Here is a 24,288-nt window from a genome sequence, read left to right on the forward strand (position 1 = left end):
TCAGGCGTTGCACGATCCGGAATTACTGCTATTGGAGGCACTTCATTCCGAGGCCCTCCCATGTCCCGCAGAATTGCCGCTCTCACCGCCCTTCTGGCTGCGCTGTCCGGCGCAATGGCTGCTCATGCACAGAGCGTCGGCGCGAGCGGGACCTGGCTGACCCAGGCGGGCGATGCCCGCGTGAAAATCAGCAAATGCGGCGGCGGCCTCTGCGGCGTCATCACCTGGCTGAAAGAGCCATACGACACCGCGACCGGCCAGCCCGCAACCGACAGCAAGAATCCCAATCCCGCGCTCGCCAGGCGCTCGATGATCGGCCTGCCATTATTCTCCGGCATGCAGCCGGCAGGATCGAACAAATGGTCGGGCCAGATCTACAATGCCGATGACGGCAGCACCTATGCGAGCAGCATCACCGTGACCGGGGCAGAGACGCTGCGCGTCGAAGGCTGCGTCGGCGCGCTCTGCGGCGGCGAGACCTGGACGCGCGCGGGACACTAGCTCACAGCCGCCACCATCGCCTTGAGTGCCGCGGCCGCCGACGCGTAACCGCCGCGCGCACCGTCGATGAAGTGCACGTGGTCGCTCCGCAACGCGGAGGGCGTGAAGCAGGTCATCATCGCGGCATCCTGCTGATAGAGCCCATAGCGTACGATGCCGTCGCGCGCAGCGGCGACGAGACGCTCGCTCAAGGCGCGTTCGAGCTCCGGCGTGCAGTCGAGAATCATGCGCAGGCCGTCGTCATACTTTCGGAAGTCGGAATTCTCGACCACCTGGCGCTTGTAGACTTTCGGCAGGAAGCCGCCGGCGTTGATGTCGAAGCGCATCAGGACATAAGCAAAGAACGTATAGGCGAGCAGCCCTGCGCGGCGCTTGAACAACGAGCCTCCCCGGATCGCCCGAGCCTCGTAGTCCAGCCCCTGCGGCGGCCATTTCAGCGGCGGCCCCTGCGGCGGCACGGGACGCCCCGCATCCGGACTGCGCTCGACCAGGTGGATGATGTCCTCGATCACTTTTCGGAACGCCAGCGGATCGGCGTCGCGCGCGGGCATCACCAGCACCGACAGAATCAGCCCGCGCGACGCCGGCATCACCTCGAAGCGGCAGGACAGGCCGGAAAGATCGGGCTGCGTCCCCGCGGGCGCCTCAGCGACGGCGAACTCGCCACGCTTCATCGCGGCGTCGGCGAAGGCGAGCCCACCGCCGGAGAACATCGCATAGGACAAATTGGCCGACGGACCGAAACGCGCGACGCGTACGTCGAGACCTTTTGCGCGGATGGCACTCACCGGCACCAGCGCGACGCGCATCTTCAGGTCGAGGTCTTCCCGGACCCAGGTCGCCGTCGCAGCCAAAGCTTCGCGAGCGGCTTCGAGATCGCCAGGCGCGACCGCAAAGCTGGCGCCGTCGCCGCCGAACACGAAGGGAAATTCGCGTCCCTCGAGCGCATTCGTCACCGCCGCGATCACGGCGGCGCCGGCCATGTTGACGGCCTTGTAACGCTGCGCCGCAATCGCCTTGGTGGATTCGACGATGTCGGCGACGCCGACGCTCCAGTCGTCCGGCAGCGGCGAATAGAGTTTCGGCTCCATCAGCCGGGTGAAGCCCCGGAAAACGGGGATGCTGCCGTAAAAGGAGTCGGCTGTCATCGCAGGAAGCCGGTCAGGTTTGCACGAGAACAGATACGGGGCGGGATCGATCGGGGTTCACCTGCCGGCTGTCCCGAGCGACAGCGCATCATTGGCGAAATGGAGGACAACAACAAGATGCCGGAGCAGGCTGGCCCGGCGCCGTTCGTCGGCGATGTCGCAGGATACGGCGCTAGTGCAGCTTCTCGTCCTCGCGCTTGCGCAACGCGGATGCCGGCATGTCATGACAGCCGATCAGCCGCACAAATTGCTGCGGATACATTTCGTGGCCGTTGCCGCTGGAGTTTTGATGCGACATCGGCGGGCAGCGCGTATCGTCCAGTTTCGCGGGCGAGGGCTGCACGGGCGTTTGGCCGAGACTTTGAGAGGCCATGGACTGCTCCCTGTCGTTTAGGGCAGTTCGATTGACGTAACTCATTCGATGACGCGGCATCTTACGACCAAATCCGGCAAGATGTCATTGGGCCAGATCAAGGCAATTGTGTCCGCCGGGCTCCGGTTACGCCGTATTGCCGGCGTCGATCGTGAACACGGTGCCTGTCACGTTGCGACCGCCCTCGCCGAGCAGATATTCCACCATGCGCGCGACGTCGTCGGTCTCCGGCAGGCGGCGCAGCGCGCTGCGGCTGGCGATGCGCTTGCGGCCGTCGTCGGAGAGATTATGCGTGAGCTCGGTATCGATGAAGCCGGGCGCGATCGCGTTCACGGTGATGCCGAGCTTGCCGACTTCGCGCGCGAGCGAGCGGGTAAAGCCGGTGGCAGCAGCCTTCGTCGCGCCGTAGACCGACAGGCCGTTATAGCCTGTCGTCGCGATGATCGAGGAGATGTTGATGATGCGGCCGGCGCCATCGGCCATCATCTGACGCGCGACATATTTGGTGAGGATGATCGGCGACAGCACGTTGAGCTGCACCAGCGCCTCGATCTGCGAATTGTGCATGGTCGCGAGCAGCCCCTCGGTGCCGAGGCCGGCATTGTTGACGAGACCGTAGGTCGGACCGAACTCGTCGCGGACGAGCTTTGCGAAAGCCGGAATCGCGTCGATCGCGGCGAGGTCGCAGGCGCGGAAATGCAGTCGCCCCTCGGAGACGCCGATCGCAGCCTTGAGCTCGTCGCTCTCGCGCCGCGCGGCTGCAATCACGTTGTAGCCGGCGCCGACCAGACGCTTGCCGATCGCAAGACCAATGCCGCGGCTGCCGCCGGTGACGAGAACATTATGCATCGGTGCGCGCCAGTTTGCCGGCCGGGGTGACATCGAGCGCCTCGACGAAGCGGATCACCGCCGGCACCTTGTGCGACGCAAGCTGCGCGCGGCACTGATCCAGGATCTGGTCGCGGATCTCTTTCGCCCGCGCCTGATCGGTGCCGTCAGCGAGGATCACGTCGGCAACGACGATGCCGCCGGTGATCGGGCTGCGGCGGGATTTGGCCCGCGACATCAGCACGTCAGGGTGACGGTTGATTGCCGCTTCGATCTCTTCGGGATGAACCTTGAGGCCACCGATATTGATGATGCCGCCGCGGCGGCCGACGAAATAGTAGCGGTCGCCGCGCAATTCGACGATGTCGCCACTGTCGACGAACCCCTCGCCATCGGTGAGTGCCGCAGCGTCGCGGCCAATGTAGGCGTGTGCCGTGCGCGTCGAGCGGATGCGCAGCGAGCCGTCGACGACCTTCATCTCGACACCATTGCGGTTGCCGAGATAATTGGCCGGAAAGCCTTCGAGCCCGTCATTGACCGCGAAGCCGACGCCGGCCTCGGTCGACGCGTAGGCATGGCCGATGGAGGAATCGGGGAAGGCCGCCTTCAGGCCATCGAGCACCGCCTGGTCGGCGATCTCACCGGAGAGGCGGACATAGCCCGGCTTGAATTGCGCGGCCGAGCCGCTCATCAGGAGCTTGCGCCAGTGCGAAGGCGTGCCGGAGATGTGTGAGACGCCGCGCGCATTCAGCCGTGCGACGTGATCAGGGAGCGCCTCATGCGGGTCAGACAACACCATCGAGCCGCCCGAGAGGATGGCGCGGAGGAATATCTGCAGGCCGCCATAGCGGCGAATGTCATAGAACGTGGCCCAAACCGGCGCGGGTCCCTTTGCGGGGCCCTCGGCGACGATGGCGCCGGTGAGCGCTTCCAGCGTGTGACCGACGATTTTGGGCACGCCTGAGGTGCCCGAGGTGAGCATCAGCCATTCGGTGGCGCGTTCGGTCTCGGCAGGGTGCGCGGGCTGAAGCGGCAATTGCGCGATGACGACCAGCGAGACGCCGGTCGCGGCCCAACGATCGGGCTCGTCGGTAACGACGGCATCGATCCCGGCATCCGCGATCAGCGCGTCCAGATGCGCCGGGTTGAGATCCGGCGGGCAGAGCAGCATGCGACGGGCGATGCCATCCAGCTCGATCATTGCAAGGCCCGAACGGAGTTGGTCGGACAATTTCAGCAGCACCGCGCGGCCGGACAATTCGCGCAGGCGGCCACCGAGGACCGTCTGCGACAGGATGTCCGTCAGCGACACGACATCGTGGGCATCCGACAGGGTGCGGCCGGTCAGCTCCGTGCCGAGATGGTTGCGGAGCGCAAAGATCTCAGGCGGGGACATTTTCGTAGGCCCGCACGAAATCACCCACGGTGGCGGGGAACGCGGCGTCCTCGGAAATGGTGAAGGGATCGACGCCGGTCTCGTCCTCGAGACGCGCGACGAGAATTGCGAAGGCGAGGGAGTCGAACCCCGTCTCGTGCAGGGACAAATCGTCCGAGAGGGCGGGAAGCGTGATGTGCTGCTCCTCGGCGATCTGCTGGATCGCCTCGATGACCTTGGACCTTACCGACATGGCTGGCTTGCCTCTGAGTTAGTTGATCGATCGTGCCTCTTGCGGCGGCTCTCGGATGACCGCCTCCCATGGCACCTGTTTACCGGACAGAAGTAAATGGCCTCTTGGACAATTCGGATAAAATTGGACCTATCTGGCAATTTTGCTCGGTTACAGCCTGATCGCGCCGCCCACAATCTGCGCAAAAGTTCCGGAATCGAGCGCAACGTAAGCGCCGGATCCCGGCTCGAGCATGTATAGCGGTTCCGTTATGGCACCCGGGTCAAAGCCTGCGCGGGCGAGCTCGCCCTTCTTCTGCTTGAAGGTTTCGGTCGCGTCCAGCTCGCGCGAGATGCGGATGAAGACGGGACGGGCGTAAACCGGCAGGCGCTGTGCGAGATGGGCTGGCAGGGCTTCAATATCGAATCCCTCGTTAACGACGATCGCGCTCATGCCGGCGCGACCGTCGGTGCCGGGAATGCTCACGCCGTAGGTGGTGGCATCAACCACGCCGGTGAAATCGCGCACGGCGTCGTTGACCTCTGATGTCGCGACGTTCTCACCTTTCCAGCGGAAGGTGTCGCCGATGCGATCGACGAAATGGAAGAAGCCCTTGTCGTCGAGCCGCATCAAGTCGCCGGTGCGGAACCAGGCATCGCCCTTGGCGAAGACGTCGCGCAGAATCTTCTTCTCGGTCTCGCCGGCATCGGTATACCCCTCGAAGCGGCCCCCGCCCTCGTCCGCCTTGCCGATGCGACCGATGGCCTCACCCGGCTCGCCGCGAGCGCAAGCGACACAGAGGCCCTCCTCGTTGCGCAGCGGAGCACCGCTCTCGGGGTCGAGCTTGACGAGGCTGGCGGGGAAACGATGCGCCAGCAGGGGCGGGATGCGGCCGATTGCGCCGGGCTGCCCCTCGACGTTGAACAGCGAGAAATTGCCTTCGGTCGCGGCATAGAATTCGAGAATGCGCGGGATAGCGAAACGGCTCTGGAAATCTTCCCAGATGTCCCCGCGCAGACCGTTGCCGCACATCAGTCGCAGCCGATGACGACTCTCATATTCGGACGGCGGCGCCCTGAGCAGATAGCGGCAGAGCTCGCCGATATATTGAAACAGCGTACAGTCGTGCCTGACGATATCGGACCAGAAGTTCGAGGCCGAGAACCTCTCCGCGATCACCACCGAGCCGCCGGCGGCGAGCATGCTGCACGGCGCGACGATGCCTCCGACCGAGTGGAACAGCGGCAGGCAGTCATAGAGCCGATCCTGCGGCGAAGCGCCGGTGAGCCCGGAGAACCAGAAACCCCAATTGAGAATGCGACGATGGCTGATGCTGGCGGCCTTCGGCAAGCCCGTCGTACCCGAGGTGTAGATCAGCAGCGCACGATCATCGATGGTGACGCCGACGCGCTCTTCCGGCGACAGCGGCCCGTCATCAAGCACAGCGAGCGCAACGTCGATCGCGCGCTCGCTGCGGGCATCGCCATGGCTCCAGATTTTGGCCTCTGTCCTCCGGTGCGGCGTTGCGCTCTCCAGCATCTCGGTCATCTCGTGCGCGACGATGATATACGAGGGCTTTGCGACGTCGAGGCAATGCGCGAGAGATTGCCCGACCAGCCTGGTATTGATCAGTGCCACCACGCCGCCGACGCGGCTGATGCCGAGCCAGGCCGCGACATAATCGATGCAGTTGGGCATGATCAGCGCGACGGTGTCGCCCTTGACCACGCCAACGGAGCGCGCCCAGCGCGCATAGCGATTGATGCGTTTCGAGAGCGCGTCATAGTCGAGTCGAGCGTCGTTGGTGACCAGCGCGATGTGGTCGGGCTGGCGCCGTGCCCAATCGTCGACGACATCGGCGAACAGGCGGCCCGGCAATTTCTCGATCCGCGCGGTCAGCTCGATCGCCTTCAGCCAGATCTTTGAAGCCGACGGTGCGCGCGCGGCTTTCGGCTGTTCGATCACACCGGTGCTCATGCCGTTCATTCTTTCGGAACGTGTCTGCTGGTTCCGGCAGCTTAGCCCGCGGGCCCTGCCCAGGTGTTAAGAGACAAGGTAAAAGCCTGATGGCGCGCGATTAACTCTAGTCGCCCTTTACCAAGCCGACCGGATCGGCGTGCGGTCCCGCGCTGCTTGCAATATCTCATGAGGTGCGGAAGCTTCCCTCGCCCACGAGGGGAGAAGGGACGAGAGAGCGGAGACTGGACGATGTTCATCAGGCGACATTTCCTTCAAATCGCCGCCGGTGCCGCGGCTGCGCTCGCGGCGCCGCGTGCCATTGCGATTGGCAACCCGTCCTATCCTTCGCACAGCGTGAAATGGGTGGTGCCTTATGCACCGGGCGGGGCGACCGACGTGCTGTCCCGGCTGATCTGCCAGCGCCTGTCCGATCGGCTCGGACAGACCTTCATCGTGGAGAACAAGCCGGGCGCCGGCGGCAATATCGGCACGCAGGCGGTGATCACGTCCACGCCGGACGGCTACACCTTGCTGCTGACCTCGACCGCGAATGCGATCAACGCCTCGTTCGATCCGACACTGCCTTACGATTTCGCCAAGGGCATCACGCCGGTCGCCGGCGTCGCACGCATTCCGCTGGTGCTCGTCGTCAACAACGATTTGCCGGTGAAGAGCGTCGCCGACTTCATCGCCTACGCCAAGGCCAATCCCGGTAAGATGTCGATAGCTTCGTCGGGGATCGGCACGTCGCTGCATCTCTCCGGCGAGCTGTTCAAGTCGATGGCGAGCGTGCAGTTCACCCACGTGCCCTATCGCGGCTCCGCACCCGGCCTGACCGACGTGATGAGCGGCCAGATCCAGGGCATGTTCGACAACGTGACGTCGTCTTTCGAGCTGGTGCGCGCCGGCAAGCTTCGTGCGCTCGGCGTCACCACGCGCGAGCGATCGGACATCCTGCCTGACGTGCCGCCAATCGCCGACACGCTAGCAGGCTACGAAACGTCTTCGTTCTACGGCGTCGGCGCACCCTATGACACGCCGCGCGAGATTGTCGACCTGCTCAATCGCGAGGTCGACATGGCGCTATCCGACGCGGGGATCAAGGCCCGCATCGCCGAACTCGGCGCGATCCCCCTGCACGGCAATCCAGGCGAGTTCGGCGGCATACTGACCGCCGAGACCGAGCGCTGGCGCAAGGTGGTGGAGCTGTCGGGAATCAAGAAGGAATAGCCAGCGGCTTCTGCGCGCCAAACAGACGGATGTTCATCCCGAATGACAGTATCGCAGGCCTTCAGTACGCCCGCTTGTGGCGCCGGCGCGGCGGCTCGTTGAAGGCATAATAGGGATTTAGATCGCAGGTTGCAGCGAGGCCCGACGCGGTGGCCCGGCACTGCGGCAGCGACGTGAAGGAGCAGTCGAACCAATCGCTGCCGCCGCCGCGAAGACCGCCCGAGTAAACGTGCATGCATACCGGATAGTGTGGATCGTAGCGCTGGGCGCTGGCATCTGCGGCAACGAACAGCGTGGCAACGGCAGTGACGATCAGGAGCGGCAGGCGCATCGGACATTTCCTTCAAGCGGGCAGGCGTTATGCCATTTCGATATGGCACAACAGCGCGGAAGAAGCGACCGTTCCTGTTTATACCTCTCCCGCTTGTGAGCTGCAGCAAAACCGGTCCGACACGCTGCCCTAGCGATCCGAAACCGCGAAGGCGCTCCGTGCCGGGCCTGCATTGAACGCATATCTCGCCACATCAGTCCTTCGACAAAGGTCGCAGGTGACTGGGGCAGGAAACCGCTCGCACGCCCGGGCGAACGGACTAGTCTTGCGATCACAACGCGGCCCCGGACCGATGATGTTCCAGGGCGATCAACAAACATATGGGCTGAAGGAAACGCACATTTGCGCTCGGGCTTTCGGGCGCAGCTCCGCTGTGAGCGGGGCCAAGATGCGCTGGCCGGTCCGTGGGCTCGGGGCATGCAAGAGAGCTTTTCGTCTCCGTTCATCCGCTATCCGATCGGCACCTCGCTGCTGATGGCCGGCATCCTGTTCGTGGGCCTCATCGCCTATCCTCTGCTGCCGGTGGCGCCGCTGCCCCAGGTCGACTTTCCAACCATCCAGGTTTCCGCGTCGCTTCCCGGCGGCAGCCCGGAAACCATGGCGTCATCGGTGGCTCAGCCGCTCGAGCGCCAGCTCGCGCAGATTCCCGGCATCACGCAGATGACGTCGACGAGCTCGCTCGGCTCGGCCTCGATCACCATCCAGTTCGATCTCAACCGCCTGATCGATGCTGCCGCGAACGACGTGCAGGCCGCGATCAACGCCGCGAGCGGCCAATTGCCGAAGAACCTGCCCTCGCCGCCGACGTACCGCAAAGTCAACCCGGCGGATTCCCCGATCATGATCCTGTCGGCAACCTCGGACACGCTGCCGCTGACCACCGTCAGCGACCGCACCGACGCCCAGCTCGCGCAGCAGATCAGCCAGATTCCCGGGCGTCGCCCAGGTGTTCGTCGGCGGGCAGCAGAAGCCCTCGGTGCGCATCCAGGTCGATCCGGCCAAGCTGGTCGCCAAGGGCCTGTCGCTGGAGGACGTGCGCAACCAGATCGCCATCGCGACCACCGACAGCCCAAAGGGCAATATCGACGGCACCAGGCGCGCCTACACGGTCTACGCCAACGACCAGCTGCTCGAGGCCAGCCAGTGGCAGGACGTCATCGTCGCCTATCGCAACGGCGCGCCTTTGCGGATCCGCGACATCGGCGAGGCGGTGGCGGGACCGGAGGACATGAAGACCGCGGCCTGGGCCGACGGCAAGCGCGGCGTGTTCCTCGTCATCTTCAAGCAGCCCGGCGCCAATGTCATCGAGACGGTCAACCGCATCAAGGAGAGACTGCCGCGGCTGATCGCGGCGATACCGCCCGCGATCGGCATCAAGATCATCAGCGACCGCACCATCACGATCCGCGAGGCCGTCGACGACGTGCAGATCACGCTGATGATCACCATCATGCTGGTGGTCATGGTGATCTTCATCTTCCTGCGCAGCTTCTGGGCCACGATCATCCCGAGCATCACCGTGCCGCTGGCGCTGCTCGGCGCCTGCTCGCTGATGTGGGTATTCGGCTATTCGCTGGACAATCTCTCGCTGATGGCGCTGACCATCGCAGTCGGATTCGTGGTCGACGACGCCATCGTGATGCTGGAGAACATCACGCGCTACGTCGAGCGGGGCGAGAACCCCGTCACCGCCGCTTACAAGGGGGCGGCCGAGATCGGCTTCACCATTGTCTCCATCAGCATCTCGCTGGTCGCCGTGCTGATTCCGCTGCTGCTGATGGGTGGCATCATCGGCCGGCTGTTCCGCGAATTTGCGGTGACGCTGTCGATGGCGATCTTCGTTTCGCTCGTGGTGTCGCTGACCCTGACGCCGATGATGGCCTCGCGTTTCCTGCGCTCCGACCACGAGGCCCGCAGCGGCGGCCTTTACCAATGGAGCGAGCGGCTGTTCGAGCGTCTGCTCGGCGCCTATGAGCGCGGGCTCGACCTCGCTCTGCGGCGCAGCTTCATCACGCTCTGCGTGTTCTTTACCACCGTCGCGCTGTCGGCGCTGCTGTTCATCCTGATCCCGAAGGGCTTCTTCCCGCAGCAGGACAACGGCTTCCTCACCGGGGTGTCGGAAATGCCCCAAGATATCTCCTTCGCCGAGATGAAGCGGCGGCAGGAAGAGCTCAATGCCATCGTGCAGGCCGACCCTGCCGTCGATTCCATCGCGATGTTCATCGGCGGAGGCGGCACGGCGCTGAATTCGGGGCGCATGTACGTCACGCTGAAGCCGCTAGGGGAACGCGGCGCGAATGCGCAGCAGATCATCGCGCGGCTGCGGCCGAAGCTCGCCAGGGTCGAGGGCGCGCGCCTCTTTATGCAGGCCTCGCAGGACGTGCGGCTCGGCGGGCGCGCGACCCGTACCCAGTTCGAGTTCACGCTGCAGGACGCCAACCTGGCCGAGCTGAACGCCTGGGCACCGAAGATCCTGACGGAAATGAAGGGCCTGCCGGAGCTTCGCGACGTTGCTACCGACCAGCAGACCGAGGGCACCACGCTGCAGCTCACGATCAACCGCGACACCGCCGCGCGTTACGGCATCCAGCCGCAGCTGATCGACGACACGCTCTATGATGCCTTCGGCCAGCGCCAGGTGGCGCAATATTTCACGCAGACCAACAGCTATCACGTGATCCTCGAGATCACGCCCGCGCTGCAAGGCAAGCTCGACACGCTCGACAAGCTCTACATCAAGTCGCCCCTGACCGGCGACGAAGTGCCGCTCTCGGTGATCTGCAGCTGGAATAACGACCCCGTGCGCCCGCTCGCGATCGCGCATCAGAGCCAGTTTCCCGCGGTGACGATCAGCTTCAATCTTGCCGAAGGCGTTGCGCTGGGACAGGCAACCGCCGCGGTGATGCGCGCGGTCGGCGAGATGGGCGCGCCGCCGACACTGTCCATGAGCTTCCAGGGCACGGCACAGGCGTTCCAGCAATCGCTTGGCACCGTGCCGATGCTGATCCTCGCCGCCCTCGTCGTGGTCTATCTGGTGCTGGGGGTGCTCTATGAGAGCTACATCCACCCGCTGACCATCCTGTCCACGCTGCCATCGGCCGGCGTCGGCGCAATCGCGATCCTGATGCTATCAGGCTTCGATTTCAGCCTGATCGCCCTGATCGGGGTCATCCTCCTGATCGGCATCGTCAAGAAGAACGGCATCATGATGGTGGACTTCGCCATTGCCGCCGAGCGCGAGCAGCATCTGAGCCCGGAGCAGTCGATCCGCCAGGCCGCGCTGCTGCGCTTCCGCCCCATCATGATGACGACGATGGCGGCGCTGCTCGGCGGCGTCCCGCTGATGCTGGGCACCGGCACCGGCGCGGAGATCCGCCAGCCCCTCGGCTACGCCATGGTCGGCGGCCTCGCGGTCAGCCAGGCACTGACCTTGTTCACGACGCCCGTCGTCTATCTCTACCTCGACCGCTTCTCCAACGCGCTGTCACGCTGGATGGCGAGAAAGCCGGAGGTGGAGGAAGAGGGCGAGGAGCGGAAGGACGCGGCGGAGTAGGTAGGCGGCGCTGCTGCTAGCTCCTGCGTCATTGCGAGCGCAAACCAATCCAGGACTGTTTCCGCGGAGATAGTCTGGATTGCTTCGTCGCCAGCGCAAAATTGCTTCGCAATCTTGTCGCTGGCTCCTCGCAATGACGATGGGGCGAGACGGGTCTCACCCCAGTCCCTGCAACACCAGCCGGTTGAGCCTTGCGGTAAACGCGGCCGGATCTTCCGGCAGCTCGCCATCCAGAATCTGCGCCTGCTCGAGCAGGAGCAGGCTGAGATCGTCGACCGTCTTCGAGCCGGCCTGCGCCCTGGTGATCGCCGTGACCATCGGGTGGCGCAGATTGATCTCCAGGATCGGCTTGGTCCGCATGCCGCGGTTCTGCTGCGCCAGGATTCGCTCGAGCTCGCGGCTCGGGCCCTGGCTATCGGCGACGAGGCAGGAGGCAGAGCTGGTGAGACGGGTCGAGGCCTTGACGTCGCTGACGCGCTCGCCAAGCGCGGCCTTGATCACCGCGATGGTGGCGGCCTCATCCGCCTCGGGCTCGTCCTTCTTCGCCTCATCCTTGTCGTCGACGCGCGGAATCAGGTCGAGATTGAGGTCGCCCTGGCTCAACGACTTCAGCGGCTTGCCCTCGAACTCCGTCGGCATCGAGGTCCAGAACGCATCGACGGGATCGGACAGCAGCAGCACCTCGATGCCGCGTGCGGTGGCAGCTTCCAGTCGTGGACTGGCCTTCAGCCGCTCGATGCTCTCGCCGACAAGATAATAGATCTCGGTCTGGTTCGGCTTGAAATCGGCGACGACGTCCTTGAGCGCGCGCTTCTCGCCCGATGTGGTGGTGAAGCGCGACAGAGCAAGCAGCTTTTCGCGGCGCTCGAAATCCTCGTAGATGCCCTCTTTCAGCACTGCACCGAACGCGTCCCAGATCTTTGCGAAATTCTCCGCATCCTTCTCGGCAAGGCTTTCGAGCTCGTTGACGACGCGGGTCGCCACCGCTTTCCGGATCTGCGCCAGCTGCGGATTGTTCTGGAGCATCTCGCGCGAGATGTTGAGCGGAAGGTCCTCGCTGTCCACGACGCCGCGAATGAAGCGCAGGTAGCCCGGCAGCAGGTCGGCATCGTCAGTGATGAAGACGCGGCGGACATAGAGCTTGACGCGGCCCTTGCGATTCGGCTCGAACAGGTCGAATGGCTTGGTCGATGGCGCGAACAGCAGCACGGCATAGGAGTAGCGGCCTTCGGCACGGTAGTGCAGGGTCATCGCGGGGTCGTCGAAGGCGGATCCGATCTGCTGATAGGCCTTCTTGTAATCGTCGGCCGAAAGTTCGGATTTCGAACGCTGCCATAGCGCGCTCGCCGAGTTGATCTGGCGAGGGTCGCCCTCGCCAGGCACCAGCTCGATCGGGAACAGGATGTTGTCGGAATAGGCGCCGACGATGCGCTCGATCTCGTATGTTTCGAGATATTTCCTGGCGTCGTCCTTCAGGTGCAGGACGATTTCGGTGCCGCGCGCCACGCGCGCCGCTTCCTCGTCACTGGCGCGCGCGATCTCGAAGCCCGAGCCGCCTGAGGACGTCCAGGTCCAGACATCGCTCTCGCCGGCGCGGCGGCTGATTACGACGATCTTGTCTGCGACCATGAAGGCGGAATAGAAGCCGACGCCGAACTGGCCGATCAGGCCGAGGCCGTCCTTGGCCTCCTTCAGCTTCGAGACGAACGCCTTGGTGCCGGAGCGGGCAATGGTGCCGAGATGGTCGATCAGCTCCTGCCGCTCCATGCCGATGCCGTTGTCGGCAATTGTCAGCGTTCCCGCCGACTTGTTCGGGACGATCCGGATCTTGAGCGCGTCGCCCTCGCCCAGCAGGGCCGGATTGGCGATGGCCTCATAGCGCAGCTTGTCGCAAGCATCCGAGGCGTTGGAGACGAGCTCGCGCAGGAAAATGTCGGTTTCAGAATAGACGGAATGCACCATCAGGTGCAGCAGCTCGGAAACCTCTGCCTGGAAAGGCTGCGTATGCGTGGCCGTGTCGGACGTCGTCATGCGTTTACCCGGTCAATCAGAAGTGGAGAAAGCCCGGATATAACGCGATGGGATGGAGGATCAAGTGGGCGCGCGAACCGCCACCCCGAGAGAGGCGGTTTTGACGACGTGGATCAGGTCACGCAGCGGCCGGGCTGGAGCAGTTTTGCGACTTCGGTCAGGGAGCTGACCATAGGCTCGCAGGCGATCGTCGGCTTGCGGCCGGGCTTCAGCAGGATGGGAGCCGGCTTTGCATTCCCGGTCTCGACGACCGCGGGGACGCGCAACAGCACGGACGTATCGGCAAGGTCATTGAGCCGCATCGAGACGGTGCGGGTGGGAACCGTTGAGGGTTTCAGGGCACCCAGGCGATCGGATTTGCTGCCGCGATTGACATTCTCGCTTGCGACGTTTCGACCCGCGGCTGGGCCCGTGACCGCCTGCCAGCGGTCGGCCGTATCGTGGCCAGAGGCCAGCTGCACGGCGCCAACTTGAACGACGCCGAGCGTCGCGGCGAGTGCGACGGCACCCAGAAATACCTGTTGAATCTGTGGCATGGCTGTCGGTCCCTCGCCCCATGGCGATCGCGGGAACAACGCGAGGAGAGGACCGGAGTTTCCCAGAGGTTAAGATCACTTAACCGTGTGCCAAATTCACGCCAATCTGCACAAAAAAAATTGCAGCCGCTTGGAACGACTTCCGGGCCCGGGAGTCGTCCCAGCAGCCGGCTATTCCCCCCTGCCCCATAAGCCGGCGACGTAGGGCGCGACTGTGGTGATGCCAGTCGCGCCTTACTTTTGTCTGGGCTGCCTTTTGTCTGGGCTGCCTCACTTCGTCTTTCCCGCCAGCCAATCCCGCCCCTCGGCATAGAGCTTCTCAACCTCGGGGCCGGTCAGGCCCGGCATATCGCGCTTGACCTTGTAACCGATCAATTCCTGGACGTACGCGAGATGGCGATAGCCTTCCGGCAGCGCGGCCAGCGCCTGCTGGTCGAGCCGGAGTGTCGCGGCGGGATCGACCGGGTCGATCCGGTCCTTCTCATAGATCGGCTGGCGGCGGACGATGCCCCATTGGCCCTTTCGTTTCTCCAGGAAATCGTAGAACCGCCCCGTGCAGACGACATCGCAGAGCACGTCGTGCACCAGGGCCCGCTGCGAGATCGTCATCTTGGTCTGGGCAATAGCCCGCTCGCCGGCGAGATCGATGCTGATGCCGCCGAGGAAATGCAGGATGCGGACGCCCCTGGCAAAGCCCTCCTGGCTGACCCGCATGAAATCCCGCGCCGGCCCCTGAAACCAGGTCGCGGACATCCAGCCCTCTTCGTGCCAGACGGTGGCAAAGCGCTCCCAGTCACCGGCGTCGCGCCACACCGCCCAGTTCTCGACGAGGTCGCGGATGGCAAGGCGGTCGAGGAGTTGCTGGTCCATGATGCGAAGTCTCCGGATGGCTTCAAGCGGCGAGGGATGTCATCGCGGCGAGACATCAACGGGGCAATAAGGTCGCCGTCAAGCATGCGACGGCTGGCAGCCGTTCGAATTGCCCACAATGACGAAGCGCGATACGCGTAGCGAACCTTGCAATCAACCTGATGGCGACTAGTATTGGCGCCGATGCAGATGAAATCCCCGTTACTGGCCGCGCTTTTCGGGTTGCTGGCGGCGTTCCCCGCCTGCGCACAGACCGATACCCAGAGCGAGAGTGTCAAGGCGTGGAAGGCAGGGATTGCGGCGCATATCGCCAGCAACAAGTATTTTCCAGCGAACGGATTGGGACAAACCGGCCAAGCCAAGATCGCATTCTCCATCGACCGGTCCGGCAAATTGATCTCGCGGGCGTTGACGGAAAGCGCCGGCTCGCGGGCGCTCGACGATGCAGCGCTCATGATCATCGCCCGCGCCGACCCCTTTCCGGCACCGCCTTCGGAATTGAAGGACCAGTCGTTCTCGTTCACCGTGCCGATTGTCTTCACCGGCCGACAATTCCAGGTGTCGCCCTTCGCGATCCTGTTGAGGAAGCCAGACTCTCCCCGCACCGAGCCCGAGCCGATGACCGCCTGGCGCAAGGCAGTCACCGAGCATGTCTGGCGCCACGGGGCGTTTCCGCCAGAGGCCGCCGGTCAAAGGGCCGATGCCGGCGTCACATTCGTGGTCGATCGTTCTGGCAAGCTGATCTCGAGCGCCTTGGTCGAAAGCACCGGCTCCGCGCCGCTGGATGCCGCCGCCCTCGCCATGGTGGAGCGATCCGTGCCGTTCCCGAAGCCGCCTGCCGAGGCGAAGGATGATCTGCAGAGAGTGACCGTCCTCATGGCGTTCGACGGGACACGGCTAAACTCAGGGCCGTCGCCGGAGCAGGAAAAATTTCTCCAATCCTGGATCGAAGGCCAGGGCAAGTCGAATGCGAAATCGCCCGGACCGAACGATACCAAGCTGAATTCCATGCTTCGCAGCATTTGCCGCGGCTGCTGAGTCAGGGCAAAAATAAGCTCTCCGTTACACGCGAAAACGGCGCGTCTTGCGACGCGCCGTTTCCATTTCGATAGAGGCTTCCTGAAACCGCCGGCGCCTGGTCAAGCCGCCGGCGCCTTCGGCGCGCGGTTGCGCGAGTTGCGCTGGAAGAACAGGGCCTGGCTCGCCACCGCCGACACCATCGCGGGCTGGAACGGCTTTGAGATCAGGAAGGCCGGCTCCGGACGCTCGCCGGTGAGGAAGCGCTCCGGATAGGCGGTGATGAACACCACCGGCACCTCGAAGGTGCGGAGCAATTCGTTGACCGCATCCAGGCCCGACGAACCGTCGGCGAGCTGGATGTCGGCGAGGATCAGGCCCGGCCGCTTGTTCTTGGCCAGCGCCACCGCATCGGCATGGGTGCGCGCGACGCCGACGACGTTGTGGCCGAGATTCTTCACCAGGCTCTCGAGATCCATGGCGATGAAGGTCTCGTCCTCGATGATCAGCACGTCGGTGGCGATCTCGGCCGCCATTTCGCGACCTGCCGCATCGGCCAGCCGGCGGGTCTCGGCGACATCGGTGCCGAGCACAAAGGCGACTTCCTCTTCCGAAAACCCTTCCAGCGAGAGCAGCAGGAAGGCCTGGCGCGGCAACGGCGTGATGTTGGACAGCCGCCGCTCGGGCGGCATCGGCAGCGTCGCAACCTCGGAATCGTCGTTGACCGAGACGGAATTCCAGATCTGGGTGAACAGCCGGAACAGGCCGGCGCGTGGCCCATGGCTCTCGTCGAGCACCGAGGGGTCGCCCAGCATGGCTTCCAACATGGCTGCAACATAGGCGTCGCCGGAGGCTTGGCTGCCCGTCAGGGCGCGCGCATACCGACGCAGCAACGGCAAGTGTTCAGCAACGAGCTGTGAACGGGACATCCCCACTCCATTCATCTTCGGGCCGGCTTGGCAACGCGGGGGGCCCGGGTTCCCCTGCTGGGCTGTTTACGCCTCAGGCCAAGAAAAGTTCCGCCGCCGGCGGAACTATTTGTCGGACGTCGAATTGAACTCGTCCAGGGAACGGCTCCCGGTTGAGAAAACCTATCGACTTTGCAGTCACTTAACTCGGGGAAACGTGGAACAGGTCATGAAAGATCTCAAGTCTCAAGCCAGCAAAAGCACGACCCCCGGCAAGGGAGGCCTCACTCCGGAGATCCAATCCCGGATCGGGCACCAACTGCGCGCGATGTACGACGACGTCGTACGGCAGGGGGTTCCGGACCGGTTCGCGGAGCTCATCAAAAAGCTTGATGCGCCGGGAGGCGTATCCCAAAACGAGAATGGAGCTGGGGGCTCTAACGACAATCATGGGAGGGACTAATGCCTCTCACGAACTCCCTGCGTGATGACATCCTGGCGGCCGTGCCGAGCCTTCGCGCATTCGCGATCTCGCTCAGCGGCAATGCGGACCGGGCCGACGATCTGGTGCAAGAGACGCTGTTGCGCGCGCTTGCCAACATCGACTCGTTCCAGCCCGGCTCCAACCTGCCGGCATGGCTCTTCACGATCCTGCGAAACCTGTTCCGCTCCGACTATCGCAAGCGGCGCCGCGAGGTTGAGGACGCCGAGGGCAACTATGCCAAGACACTGAAGACGCAGCCTTCGCAGAACGCCCATCTCGAGTTCGAGGAGTTTCGCGGCGCGCTCGAAAAGCTTCCGCAGGACCAGCGCGAAGCCTTGATCCTGGTCGGCGCTTCCGGCTTCTCCTATGAAGATGCGGCCTCGATCTGCGGCTGTGCGGTCGGCACCATCAAGAGCCGCGTCAACCGCGCGCGCTCGAAGCTCGCAGCGCTGCTCTATGTCGACGGCGCCGAGGATTTCGGGCCGGACGAGACCGTGCGTGCCGTGATCGGCGGCAGCGGCGGATAGCGCGTCAATCGATTGAAGGTGACAGCTGTAAAGACGGCCGTTCGCGCGGCCGTCTTCGCATGCCTGTGTGATCGCCGATTGTCGCGCGATTACTTCTCGACGAACGTCACCGTGTCGGCCACCGTTGCCCGCGAGGTACGGTAGCTGTTCACCTTGTGCGCGACGTCGGCATATCCGAACGAGATGCCGCAAACGACGCGACGGTCATCGGGCAGGTTGAAGTGACGCCGGATCAGGCCGGAATGGCGCGCAAGTGCGGCCTGCGGAATCGTGCCGAGCCCGAGCGCCTGGGCCGCGAGCATGAAATTGGAGACGTAGGCCCCGCAATCGATCGCGCCGTAGATGCCGAGCGCCTCGTCGGTGTGAACGATCGCGACATGCGGCGCACCGAAGAAATTATAGTTCTCCAGCGCCTGCTTGGCGTAGCCCATCTTGTCCCCGCGCGGGATGCCGAGCGTGTTGTAGAGCTGGAAGCCGCTCTCGCGGCGGCGTTCGAGATAGATCCCGACATATTCGCGCGGCGGCGTGAAATCATAATCGTCGCCGACACCGGCTGAGGCCTCCTTGTAGATCAATTGCCGGAAGCGCTCCTTCGCCTCACCGCTGGCGATAATGACCTGCCAGGGCTGACTGTTGCACCAGGACGCGGTCCGCTGTGCGGTGGTCAGCACATGCTCGATGGTGGCGCGATCGACCTCCTTGGGGAGGAAGGCGCGGACGGAGTAGCGCTCGTTGAGGAGCTCTTCGAGCACGACGATGCGGTTGGTCTGGTTTACTTTTGCGTCCATGGGTCAGCTCGTGTTGGAGACCGTATCACCGCCCCTTGGTCGGGATCTTGTTGTAAGGCACGTCCTTGTCGACCCGAATGTCACCCGGCAGACCCAGCACACGCTCGGCGATGATGTTGCGCAGGATCTCGTCGGTGCCGCCGGCGATACGCATCGAGGGCGAGGACAGCAGCATCTGCTGGAACTGGCCGTGCGCAATCTCCTCGTCGCCGCCCGTCAAAACACCGGCCGCGCCCTGAAGGTCCATCGCATAAGTTGCGATGTCCTGGAGCATCAGGCCCGACACCAGCTTGCCGATGGAGTTTTCCGGTCCCGGCCGCTCGCCCTTCGACAGCGCCGAGATCGCGCGGTAGCTCGTGTATTTCAACCCGCTCGACTTCACCGCCCAGCTCGCAAGCTTGGATCGCACGGCCGGATCGTCGATCGCGAGCCCGTCCTCCAGCATCAACTTCGAGCAGAACTCGAACATCTCGGGGACGCCGGTCGCGAGCCGCGCACCGATCGACATGCGCTCGTTCATCAGCGTGGTCAGCGACACGCTCCAGCCCTCGCCGACCGCCCCCAACCGCTGACTATCGGGGATCACCACGTCGGTGAAATAGACCTCGTTGAACTCCTGCATGCCGTTGGCCTGCTTGATCGGGCGGACCTCGACGCCCGGGCTCTTCATGTCGAGGAAGAACATGGTGAGGCCTTTGTGCTTGGGCACATTGGGATCGGTGCGCGCGATCAACAGCCGTAGTCGGAGTAATGCGCGCCTGACGTCCAGATCTTCTGGCCGTTGACGACCCAGGTGTCGCCCCTCTTCTCCGCGCGCGTGCGCAGGCCGGCGACATCGGAGCCGGCGGACGGCTCGGAGAAAAGCTGGCACCAGATCTCCTCGCCCGCGGCGAGTTTCGGCAGATAGCGGCGCTTGGCATCCTCGCTGCCCCAGGCCATGACGGTGGGACCGCACATGCCCTCGCCGATCTGGAACGGTTGCGTCAGCTTGCCGTAGACGCCCTCCTCCTGCTGCCAGATCACGCGTTCGATCGGGGTCGCGCCGCGACCGCCATATTCCCTGGGCCAGTGCAGGCAGGCCCATCCGCCCTCCGCCTTCTTCTTCTGCCAGGCCTTGCCGACCTCGACCATATCATGCTTGGCAAGCCTGATGCGGCCCAGCGAAGACTTCGACAGCTCCTGCTCGAACTGCTTCGGCGCGTTGGCATCGACCCACTTGCGTGCGGTCTCGCGGAACGCAGCTTCCTGCGGGGTGTCGTCGAAATTCATGGCGAACCTCTACCCTCTTCCCTTGGTCGGGATCTTGTTGAACGGCACGTCCTTGTCGACCCTGATGTCGCCGGGCAGACCCAGGACACGCTCGGCGATGATGTTGCGCATGATCTCGTCGGTGCCGCCTTCGACACGCGTGCCCGGCGCGCGCAGCAGCATCGCCTGGAAACGGCCGGCCAGTTCGGCATCCTCGCCGCTGACCACGCCGTTCGCGCCTTGCAGATCCAGCGCGTAGCTCGCAACATCCTGGATCATCGAGCCCGCGACCAGCTTGCCGATGGAGTTCTCCGGACCCGGGCGCTCGCCCCTCGACAACGCCGAAATGGCGCGCATGCTGGTGTATTTCAGCCCGCTCGCCTTCACTGCCCAACTCGCCAGTTTCGAGCGCACTGCACGATCCTCGATCGCCGGGCCTTCGTCGAGCATCAGGCTGGAGCAATACTCGAACAATTCAGGAAAACCCGTCGAGACGGCCGCGCCGATCGCGCTGCGCTCGTTCATCAACGTGGTCAGCGAGACATTCCAGCCGTCGCCGACCTCGCCGAGGCGCTGATGATCGGGGATGCGGACGTTGGTGAAATAGACCTCGTTGAAGTCGGAGGCTCCGCTCGCCTGCTTGATCGGCCTGATCTCAACGCCCGGGCTCTTCATGTCCAGGAAGAACATGGTGAGCCCCTTGTGCTTGGGCACGGTGGGATCGGTGCGGGTGAGCAGGATGCCGTAGTCGGAATAATGCGCGCCCGAGGTCCAGATCTTCTGGCCGTTGATGACCCAATCGCCGCCATCCTTTTCGGCGCGCGTGCGAAGCCCTGCGACGTCGGAACCACCGGCGGGCTCGGAAAACAGCTGGCACCACACCTTCTCGCCCGATGCGAGCGGCGGCAGATAGGTGCGCTTATGCTCCTCGCGCGCGAACGCCATCATGGTCGGCCCGCACATGCCGTGGCCGATGATGAACATGCGGGACAATTGGCCGAACGGCCCTTCTTCCTGCTGCCAGATCACGCGCTCGATCGGCGACGAGCCGCGGCCGCCATACTCCTTCGGCCAATGCAGGCACGCCCAGCCGGCATCGGCTTTTTTCTTTTGCCAGGCCTTTGCGACATCAAGAATATCGGCGTTCTTGAGCACGGTGCGGCCGAGCGAGGCTCTGCGCAGTTCATCCTCGTACTGCTTGGGCGCGTTGGCATCGATCCACGCGCGCGCCTGGCGGCGGAATTCCGCTTCCTGCGGGGTGTCGTCGAAGTTCATGACGGTACCCTTCGCTTACGCCGCGTTCTTCTTGCGCATGCGGTCAATCAGCTGATCTTCCCAATAGGACAAGCTGCCAAGGCCGAGCGCCATCGCGTTGGCGCGGCGGTAGTACATGTGGCAGTCGAATTCCCACGTGAAACCCATGCCGCCGTGAACCTGGATGTTGTTCTTGGCGCAATGCTGGAACGCCTGCGTCGCGCTGATGCGCGCGGCGGCCGCGGCTTCCGGCAGTTCGGCGGCGTTGGTCGAGAGCGCCCAGGCGCCATAATAGCTATTGGAACGTGCCAGGGTCGCCGACACGTACATATCCGCCAACATGTGCTTGATTGCCTGGAACGAACCGATCTGGCGGCCGAAGGCGATGCGGTCGAGTGCGTAGTCGCGGCCCATCTCCAGCGCGCGGTCGGAGCCGCCGACCTGCTCGAAGGCACAGAGCACCGCCGCGCGGTCGAGCACCTGAGTCAAGATGCTCCAGCCTTCGCCGGCCGCGCCGAGCGGCTCGGCCTTGCAGTCGTTGAACGTGATTTCCGCCTGCCCGCGGGTCGGATCGAGATTGGTCAGGCTCTTCACCTCGACGCCGCCGTCCCTGAGATCAACCAGGAACAGCGAGGTGTCATTCCCGCGCCCACTCGATCCCGTGCGGGCAGCGACCACGGCGAAGTTGGCGATGGCGCCATCCGGCACAGGCTTCTTGACGCCATTGAGCGTGCCGTTCGCGGCCGTCAGCTTCACGTTCTTCGGCGTGGGATTGCCTTTGCCCTCGAACAGCGCCAGCGTGCCGATCGCGTCGCCCGAGGCGATTGCGGGCAGCCACCTCTTCTTTTGCGCGTCACTCCCTGCGATCAGCAGTGCTTCGGCAGCGAGATACACGGTCGAGGAGAACGGTACCGGCGCATTGGCCCGGCCCATCTCTTCGGCGATCACGCAGAGCTCGAGGTGGCCCGCACCGGCGCCGCCAAATTCCTCGGGGATCGCGACGCCGAGAAAGCCCATCTCGGCAAGGCCCTTCCACAGCTCCTTGTCATACGGCGCCTTGCCGTCCAGGACGACCCGCACCGCCTTGGGCGGGCACTTCTCGGCAAGGAATTTGCGCGCCTGATCACGGAGCTGCTTCTGGTCATCGGAGAAATCGAAATTCATGGCGCATGTCCGTGTTGATGGGTTACTTGAGAATGATGACGTCTTGATCCGGCTTGTCGGCGTAGAGCCGCTCGACCAGCGCCGCGCGACGCTCGAGGCCGGCGCGTTGGTTGATGTAGCCCTTGTCGGTGAGCTCGTTGCCGTCGATCGAGGGCGGCTCGGCCATCAACATCGCGCGGGCGATGATGCGGCTGCTGGCGCCTTCGCACTCCTTGTTGTGAACCTCCAGCCCGCGCCTGAAGCAGGCGATCACGTCAGGATGCTTCACCGCATCCTCCAAGCCGAGCTCGGGATTGCCGACGAGCTGCCGGCAAGCGTGCAGGTTCGGCCACGCCAGAAGGCCGATGAAAGCGCGATCCTGTCCCGCGACCAGCGCGTCGTGCACGACGGGCGTCGCAGCCGCGATCGCGTCGGTGCGGAGCGAGCCGACATGCACGAAGGTGCCGGTGGTGAGCTTGAAGTCTTCCACGACACGCCCGGCGAAGATGATGCCCTTCACCGGATCGGACTCGTCGACGAAGATGCCGGCATCGCCGATGCAGTAAAAACCTTCCTCATCGAACATCTTCCTGGTCAGGTCCGGCTGGCCGAAATAGCCGGGCGTGACATTGACGCCGCGCAAGCGCAGCTCGTATTTCGAGCCGCACGGCACCATCTTCAGTTCGACCCCGGGGAACGGCAGGCCGATCAGGCCGACGCGCTCGGTGTCCCAATAGGTGCCGGTCGAAGTCGGCGACGTCTCGGTCGAGCCCCAGCCGGTGTAGAACACGATGCGCTCGCCGGTGGTCTTCACGGCGAGTGCCTGCATGCGGTCGTAGAGATCGTCAGGCAATCGCGCGCCGCCATAGGCCATGATCGAGAGATTCCTGAAGAACGAGCGGCAGAGCGCGTCGTCTTTCTCCATCGCAGCCGCAAGCGCGGCGTAGCCGGCCGGCACGTTGGCGTAATAGGTCGGTGAGATCTCGCGCAGGTTCCTGATCGTCTCCTCGAACTGGCCCGGCATCGGTCGGCCTTCGTCGATATAGAACGTGCCACCATCAATCAGCACCGGATGGAACGCGGCATTGCCGCCCATGGTGTGATTCCAGGGCATCCAGTCGAGAACAGTGGCCAGCGGGCCGCCGGGCATGCGCGGCCGCACCTGCATCATCATGGCCGCATTGGCGCACATCATGCGCTGCGTGTTGATGACCGCCTTGGGCATGCCGGTCGAGCCCGACGTGAACAGCAGCTTGCCGACCGTATCGGGCGTAATCTGGGCGATCGACGCTTCGACATCCTTAGTCACGGGCGTTGCGGCGAGATCGGCAAAGCTGACGCTCTTGATGCCCTGACAGGGCCGCGCGACGTGAACGACTGTGACGCCGGTGAGATCGAGTGCTTTCAGCGCCTTCTCGAACACCGGGCCGTCCTGCACCATCACCACGGCGGGCTTGATCAAGTCGAACAGGTATTTCAGCTTGACGTGATCGTGGCTCATCAGCGAATAGGCAGGCGAGACTGGGGCCGCCGGGACGCGCGCCTGCATCGCGGCCTGCGTCATCAGCGCGTGCTCGATCGAATTACCGGAGAGGATCGCGACCGGGCGCCCGTCGAGCGTGAGGTTCAGCAGCGCCTGCGTCAGCGCATCCACGGTCCGCTTGGCTTCACCGTAGGAAACCTTGCGCCACTCGCGATTTGGCCCGCAGCGTTGCGCAAGCCAGATACGTTCGGGCGCTTCCTTCGCCCATTTTGCGAGCGAAGCCGGAAGATGCTTTTCGTAGACCTGCAAGGGAATGCGCGACTTCAGCACCACCGTGCCGTCAGCGCGCCGCTCGACAGCGATGTCGCGCGCGAGCCACTCGACCTTGCGAAAGGCGGGCTTCGCCATCACCGCCGCCGCGCTTCCACTCATTTTGCGTCTCCCGGAATTATTGCCCTGAGCGGATCTT

Annotated in this window: 20 protein-coding genes and 2 pseudogenes; 6 read left to right on the top strand and 16 right to left on the bottom strand. The window is 64.1% G+C overall.

Translation table 11 applies throughout. From position 1 onward, the window contains the following. Positions 1-60: 60 nt before the first annotated feature. Positions 61-501: a DUF2147 domain-containing protein gene (locus tag ACVW16_RS14195; RefSeq protein ID WP_456737170.1), complete on the top strand. Its 441-nt coding sequence runs from the start codon at positions 61-63 to the stop codon at positions 499-501. Here the strand turns inward: ACVW16_RS14195 and ACVW16_RS14200 are convergent. From ACVW16_RS14200 to ACVW16_RS14225, 6 genes are all read right to left on the bottom strand, one after another. After that, on the bottom strand, positions 498-1,649 hold the full coding sequence (locus ACVW16_RS14200) for a DUF3095 domain-containing protein (protein WP_456737169.1): 1,152 nt from the start codon (positions 1,647-1,649) through the stop codon (positions 498-500). The two genes, ACVW16_RS14195 and ACVW16_RS14200, sit on opposite strands and share 4 nt — an antisense overlap. A 172-nt stretch (positions 1,650-1,821) precedes the next feature. Continuing rightward, on the bottom strand, positions 1,822-2,022 hold the full coding sequence (locus ACVW16_RS14205; RefSeq protein WP_456699814.1) for a hypothetical protein: 201 nt from the start codon (positions 2,020-2,022) through the stop codon (positions 1,822-1,824). A 126-nt stretch (positions 2,023-2,148) separates the two neighbouring features. After that, positions 2,149-2,871: an SDR family NAD(P)-dependent oxidoreductase gene (locus ACVW16_RS14210; protein ID WP_092235195.1), complete on the bottom strand. Its 723-nt coding sequence runs from the start codon at positions 2,869-2,871 to the stop codon at positions 2,149-2,151. Beyond that, positions 2,864-4,246 carry a class I adenylate-forming enzyme family protein gene (locus ACVW16_RS14215; protein WP_456737168.1) on the bottom strand — a complete coding sequence of 461 codons (1,383 nt, stop codon included), beginning with the start codon at positions 4,244-4,246 and terminating at the stop codon, positions 2,864-2,866. Before ACVW16_RS14215 ends, ACVW16_RS14210 begins: the two co-directional genes overlap by 8 nt. After that, entirely contained in the window at positions 4,233-4,478 is a 246-nt protein-coding gene (locus ACVW16_RS14220; RefSeq protein ID WP_456737167.1) for an acyl carrier protein, read from the bottom strand. The genes ACVW16_RS14215 and ACVW16_RS14220 overlap by 14 nt, the downstream gene beginning before the upstream one ends. 150 nt (positions 4,479-4,628) lie before the next feature. After that, positions 4,629-6,443, bottom strand: a complete 1,815-nt coding sequence (locus ACVW16_RS14225; protein WP_456737166.1) for a long-chain-acyl-CoA synthetase — start codon at positions 6,441-6,443, stop codon at positions 4,629-4,631. 222 nt (positions 6,444-6,665) lie between these two features. Between ACVW16_RS14225 and ACVW16_RS14230 the strand changes: the two genes are divergently transcribed. Further along, complete coding sequence (locus ACVW16_RS14230) at positions 6,666-7,646, top strand: Bug family tripartite tricarboxylate transporter substrate binding protein (RefSeq protein ID WP_456737165.1); 981 nt, start codon at positions 6,666-6,668, stop codon at positions 7,644-7,646. Positions 7,647-7,707: 61 nt separating this feature from the next. Here the strand turns inward: ACVW16_RS14230 and ACVW16_RS14235 are convergent, their stop codons facing one another. Beyond that, a complete protein-coding gene (locus tag ACVW16_RS14235; protein ID WP_456699820.1) occupies positions 7,708-7,977 on the bottom strand; it encodes a DUF3551 domain-containing protein in 270 nt (89 codons plus the stop codon). Between the two features lie 417 nt (positions 7,978-8,394). Here ACVW16_RS14235 and ACVW16_RS14240 point away from each other — a divergent pair. Continuing rightward, a pseudogene (locus tag ACVW16_RS14240) lies at positions 8,395-11,530 on the top strand (efflux RND transporter permease subunit). A gap of 156 nt (positions 11,531-11,686) precedes the next feature. Here the strand turns inward: ACVW16_RS14240 and htpG are convergent. From htpG to ACVW16_RS14255, 3 genes are all read right to left on the bottom strand, one after another. After that, complete coding sequence (htpG, locus tag ACVW16_RS14245; RefSeq protein WP_456737163.1) at positions 11,687-13,561, bottom strand: molecular chaperone HtpG; 1,875 nt, start codon at positions 13,559-13,561, stop codon at positions 11,687-11,689. A 113-nt stretch (positions 13,562-13,674) separates the two neighbouring features. Beyond that, positions 13,675-14,097, bottom strand: coding sequence for a hypothetical protein (locus ACVW16_RS14250; RefSeq protein WP_456737162.1), 423 nt, complete (start codon positions 14,095-14,097; stop codon positions 13,675-13,677). 270 nt (positions 14,098-14,367) lie between these two features. Then, entirely contained in the window at positions 14,368-14,967 is a 600-nt protein-coding gene (locus ACVW16_RS14255) for a nuclear transport factor 2 family protein (protein ID WP_456699824.1), read from the bottom strand. Positions 14,968-15,156: 189 nt separating this feature from the next. Between ACVW16_RS14255 and ACVW16_RS14260 the strand changes: the two genes are divergently transcribed. Beyond that, the gene (locus tag ACVW16_RS14260) at positions 15,157-16,005 is read left to right on the top strand and encodes a TonB family protein (protein WP_456737161.1); all 849 of its coding nucleotides are present in this window, start codon (positions 15,157-15,159) and stop codon (positions 16,003-16,005) included. 101 nt (positions 16,006-16,106) lie between these two features. Here ACVW16_RS14260 and ACVW16_RS14265 read toward each other — a convergent pair whose 3' ends face one another. Next, on the bottom strand, positions 16,107-16,913 hold the full coding sequence (locus ACVW16_RS14265) for a response regulator (RefSeq protein WP_177243503.1): 807 nt from the start codon (positions 16,911-16,913) through the stop codon (positions 16,107-16,109). A 208-nt stretch (positions 16,914-17,121) separates the two neighbouring features. Between ACVW16_RS14265 and ACVW16_RS14270 the strand changes: the two genes are divergently transcribed. Together ACVW16_RS14270 and ACVW16_RS14275 are read left to right on the top strand one after the other, a co-directional pair. Then, positions 17,122-17,355, top strand: coding sequence for a NepR family anti-sigma factor (locus tag ACVW16_RS14270; RefSeq protein WP_456699826.1), 234 nt, complete (start codon positions 17,122-17,124; stop codon positions 17,353-17,355). Beyond that, the gene (locus tag ACVW16_RS14275; protein ID WP_084292346.1) at positions 17,355-17,903 is read left to right on the top strand and encodes a sigma-70 family RNA polymerase sigma factor; all 549 of its coding nucleotides are present in this window, start codon (positions 17,355-17,357) and stop codon (positions 17,901-17,903) included. Before ACVW16_RS14270 ends, ACVW16_RS14275 begins: the two co-directional genes overlap by 1 nt. Positions 17,904-17,992: 89 nt before the next feature. On the opposite strand, the gene ACVW16_RS14280 is transcribed toward ACVW16_RS14275, so the two are convergent. The 5 genes and pseudogenes from ACVW16_RS14280 to ACVW16_RS14300 all read right to left on the bottom strand — a co-directional run bounded on the left by ACVW16_RS14280 (position 17,993) and on the right by ACVW16_RS14300 (position 24,251). Then, positions 17,993-18,691, bottom strand: a complete 699-nt coding sequence (locus ACVW16_RS14280) for a nitroreductase (RefSeq protein WP_456737160.1) — start codon at positions 18,689-18,691, stop codon at positions 17,993-17,995. A 25-nt stretch (positions 18,692-18,716) separates the two neighbouring features. Continuing rightward, positions 18,717-19,960: pseudogene (locus ACVW16_RS14285) on the bottom strand (acyl-CoA dehydrogenase). Positions 19,961-19,969: 9 nt separating this feature from the next. Continuing rightward, positions 19,970-21,214 carry an acyl-CoA dehydrogenase gene (locus ACVW16_RS14290; protein WP_456737159.1) on the bottom strand — a complete coding sequence of 415 codons (1,245 nt, stop codon included), beginning with the start codon at positions 21,212-21,214 and terminating at the stop codon, positions 19,970-19,972. Positions 21,215-21,229: 15 nt separating this feature from the next. Further along, entirely contained in the window at positions 21,230-22,357 is a 1,128-nt protein-coding gene (locus tag ACVW16_RS14295) for an acyl-CoA dehydrogenase family protein (RefSeq protein WP_456737158.1), read from the bottom strand. A 22-nt stretch (positions 22,358-22,379) separates the two neighbouring features. Then, positions 22,380-24,251, bottom strand: a complete 1,872-nt coding sequence (locus ACVW16_RS14300; RefSeq protein WP_456737157.1) for an AMP-binding protein — start codon at positions 24,249-24,251, stop codon at positions 22,380-22,382. Between the last annotated feature and the right edge of the window lie 37 nt (positions 24,252-24,288).

This window comes from Bradyrhizobium sp. USDA 4474 (assembly GCF_054057515.1).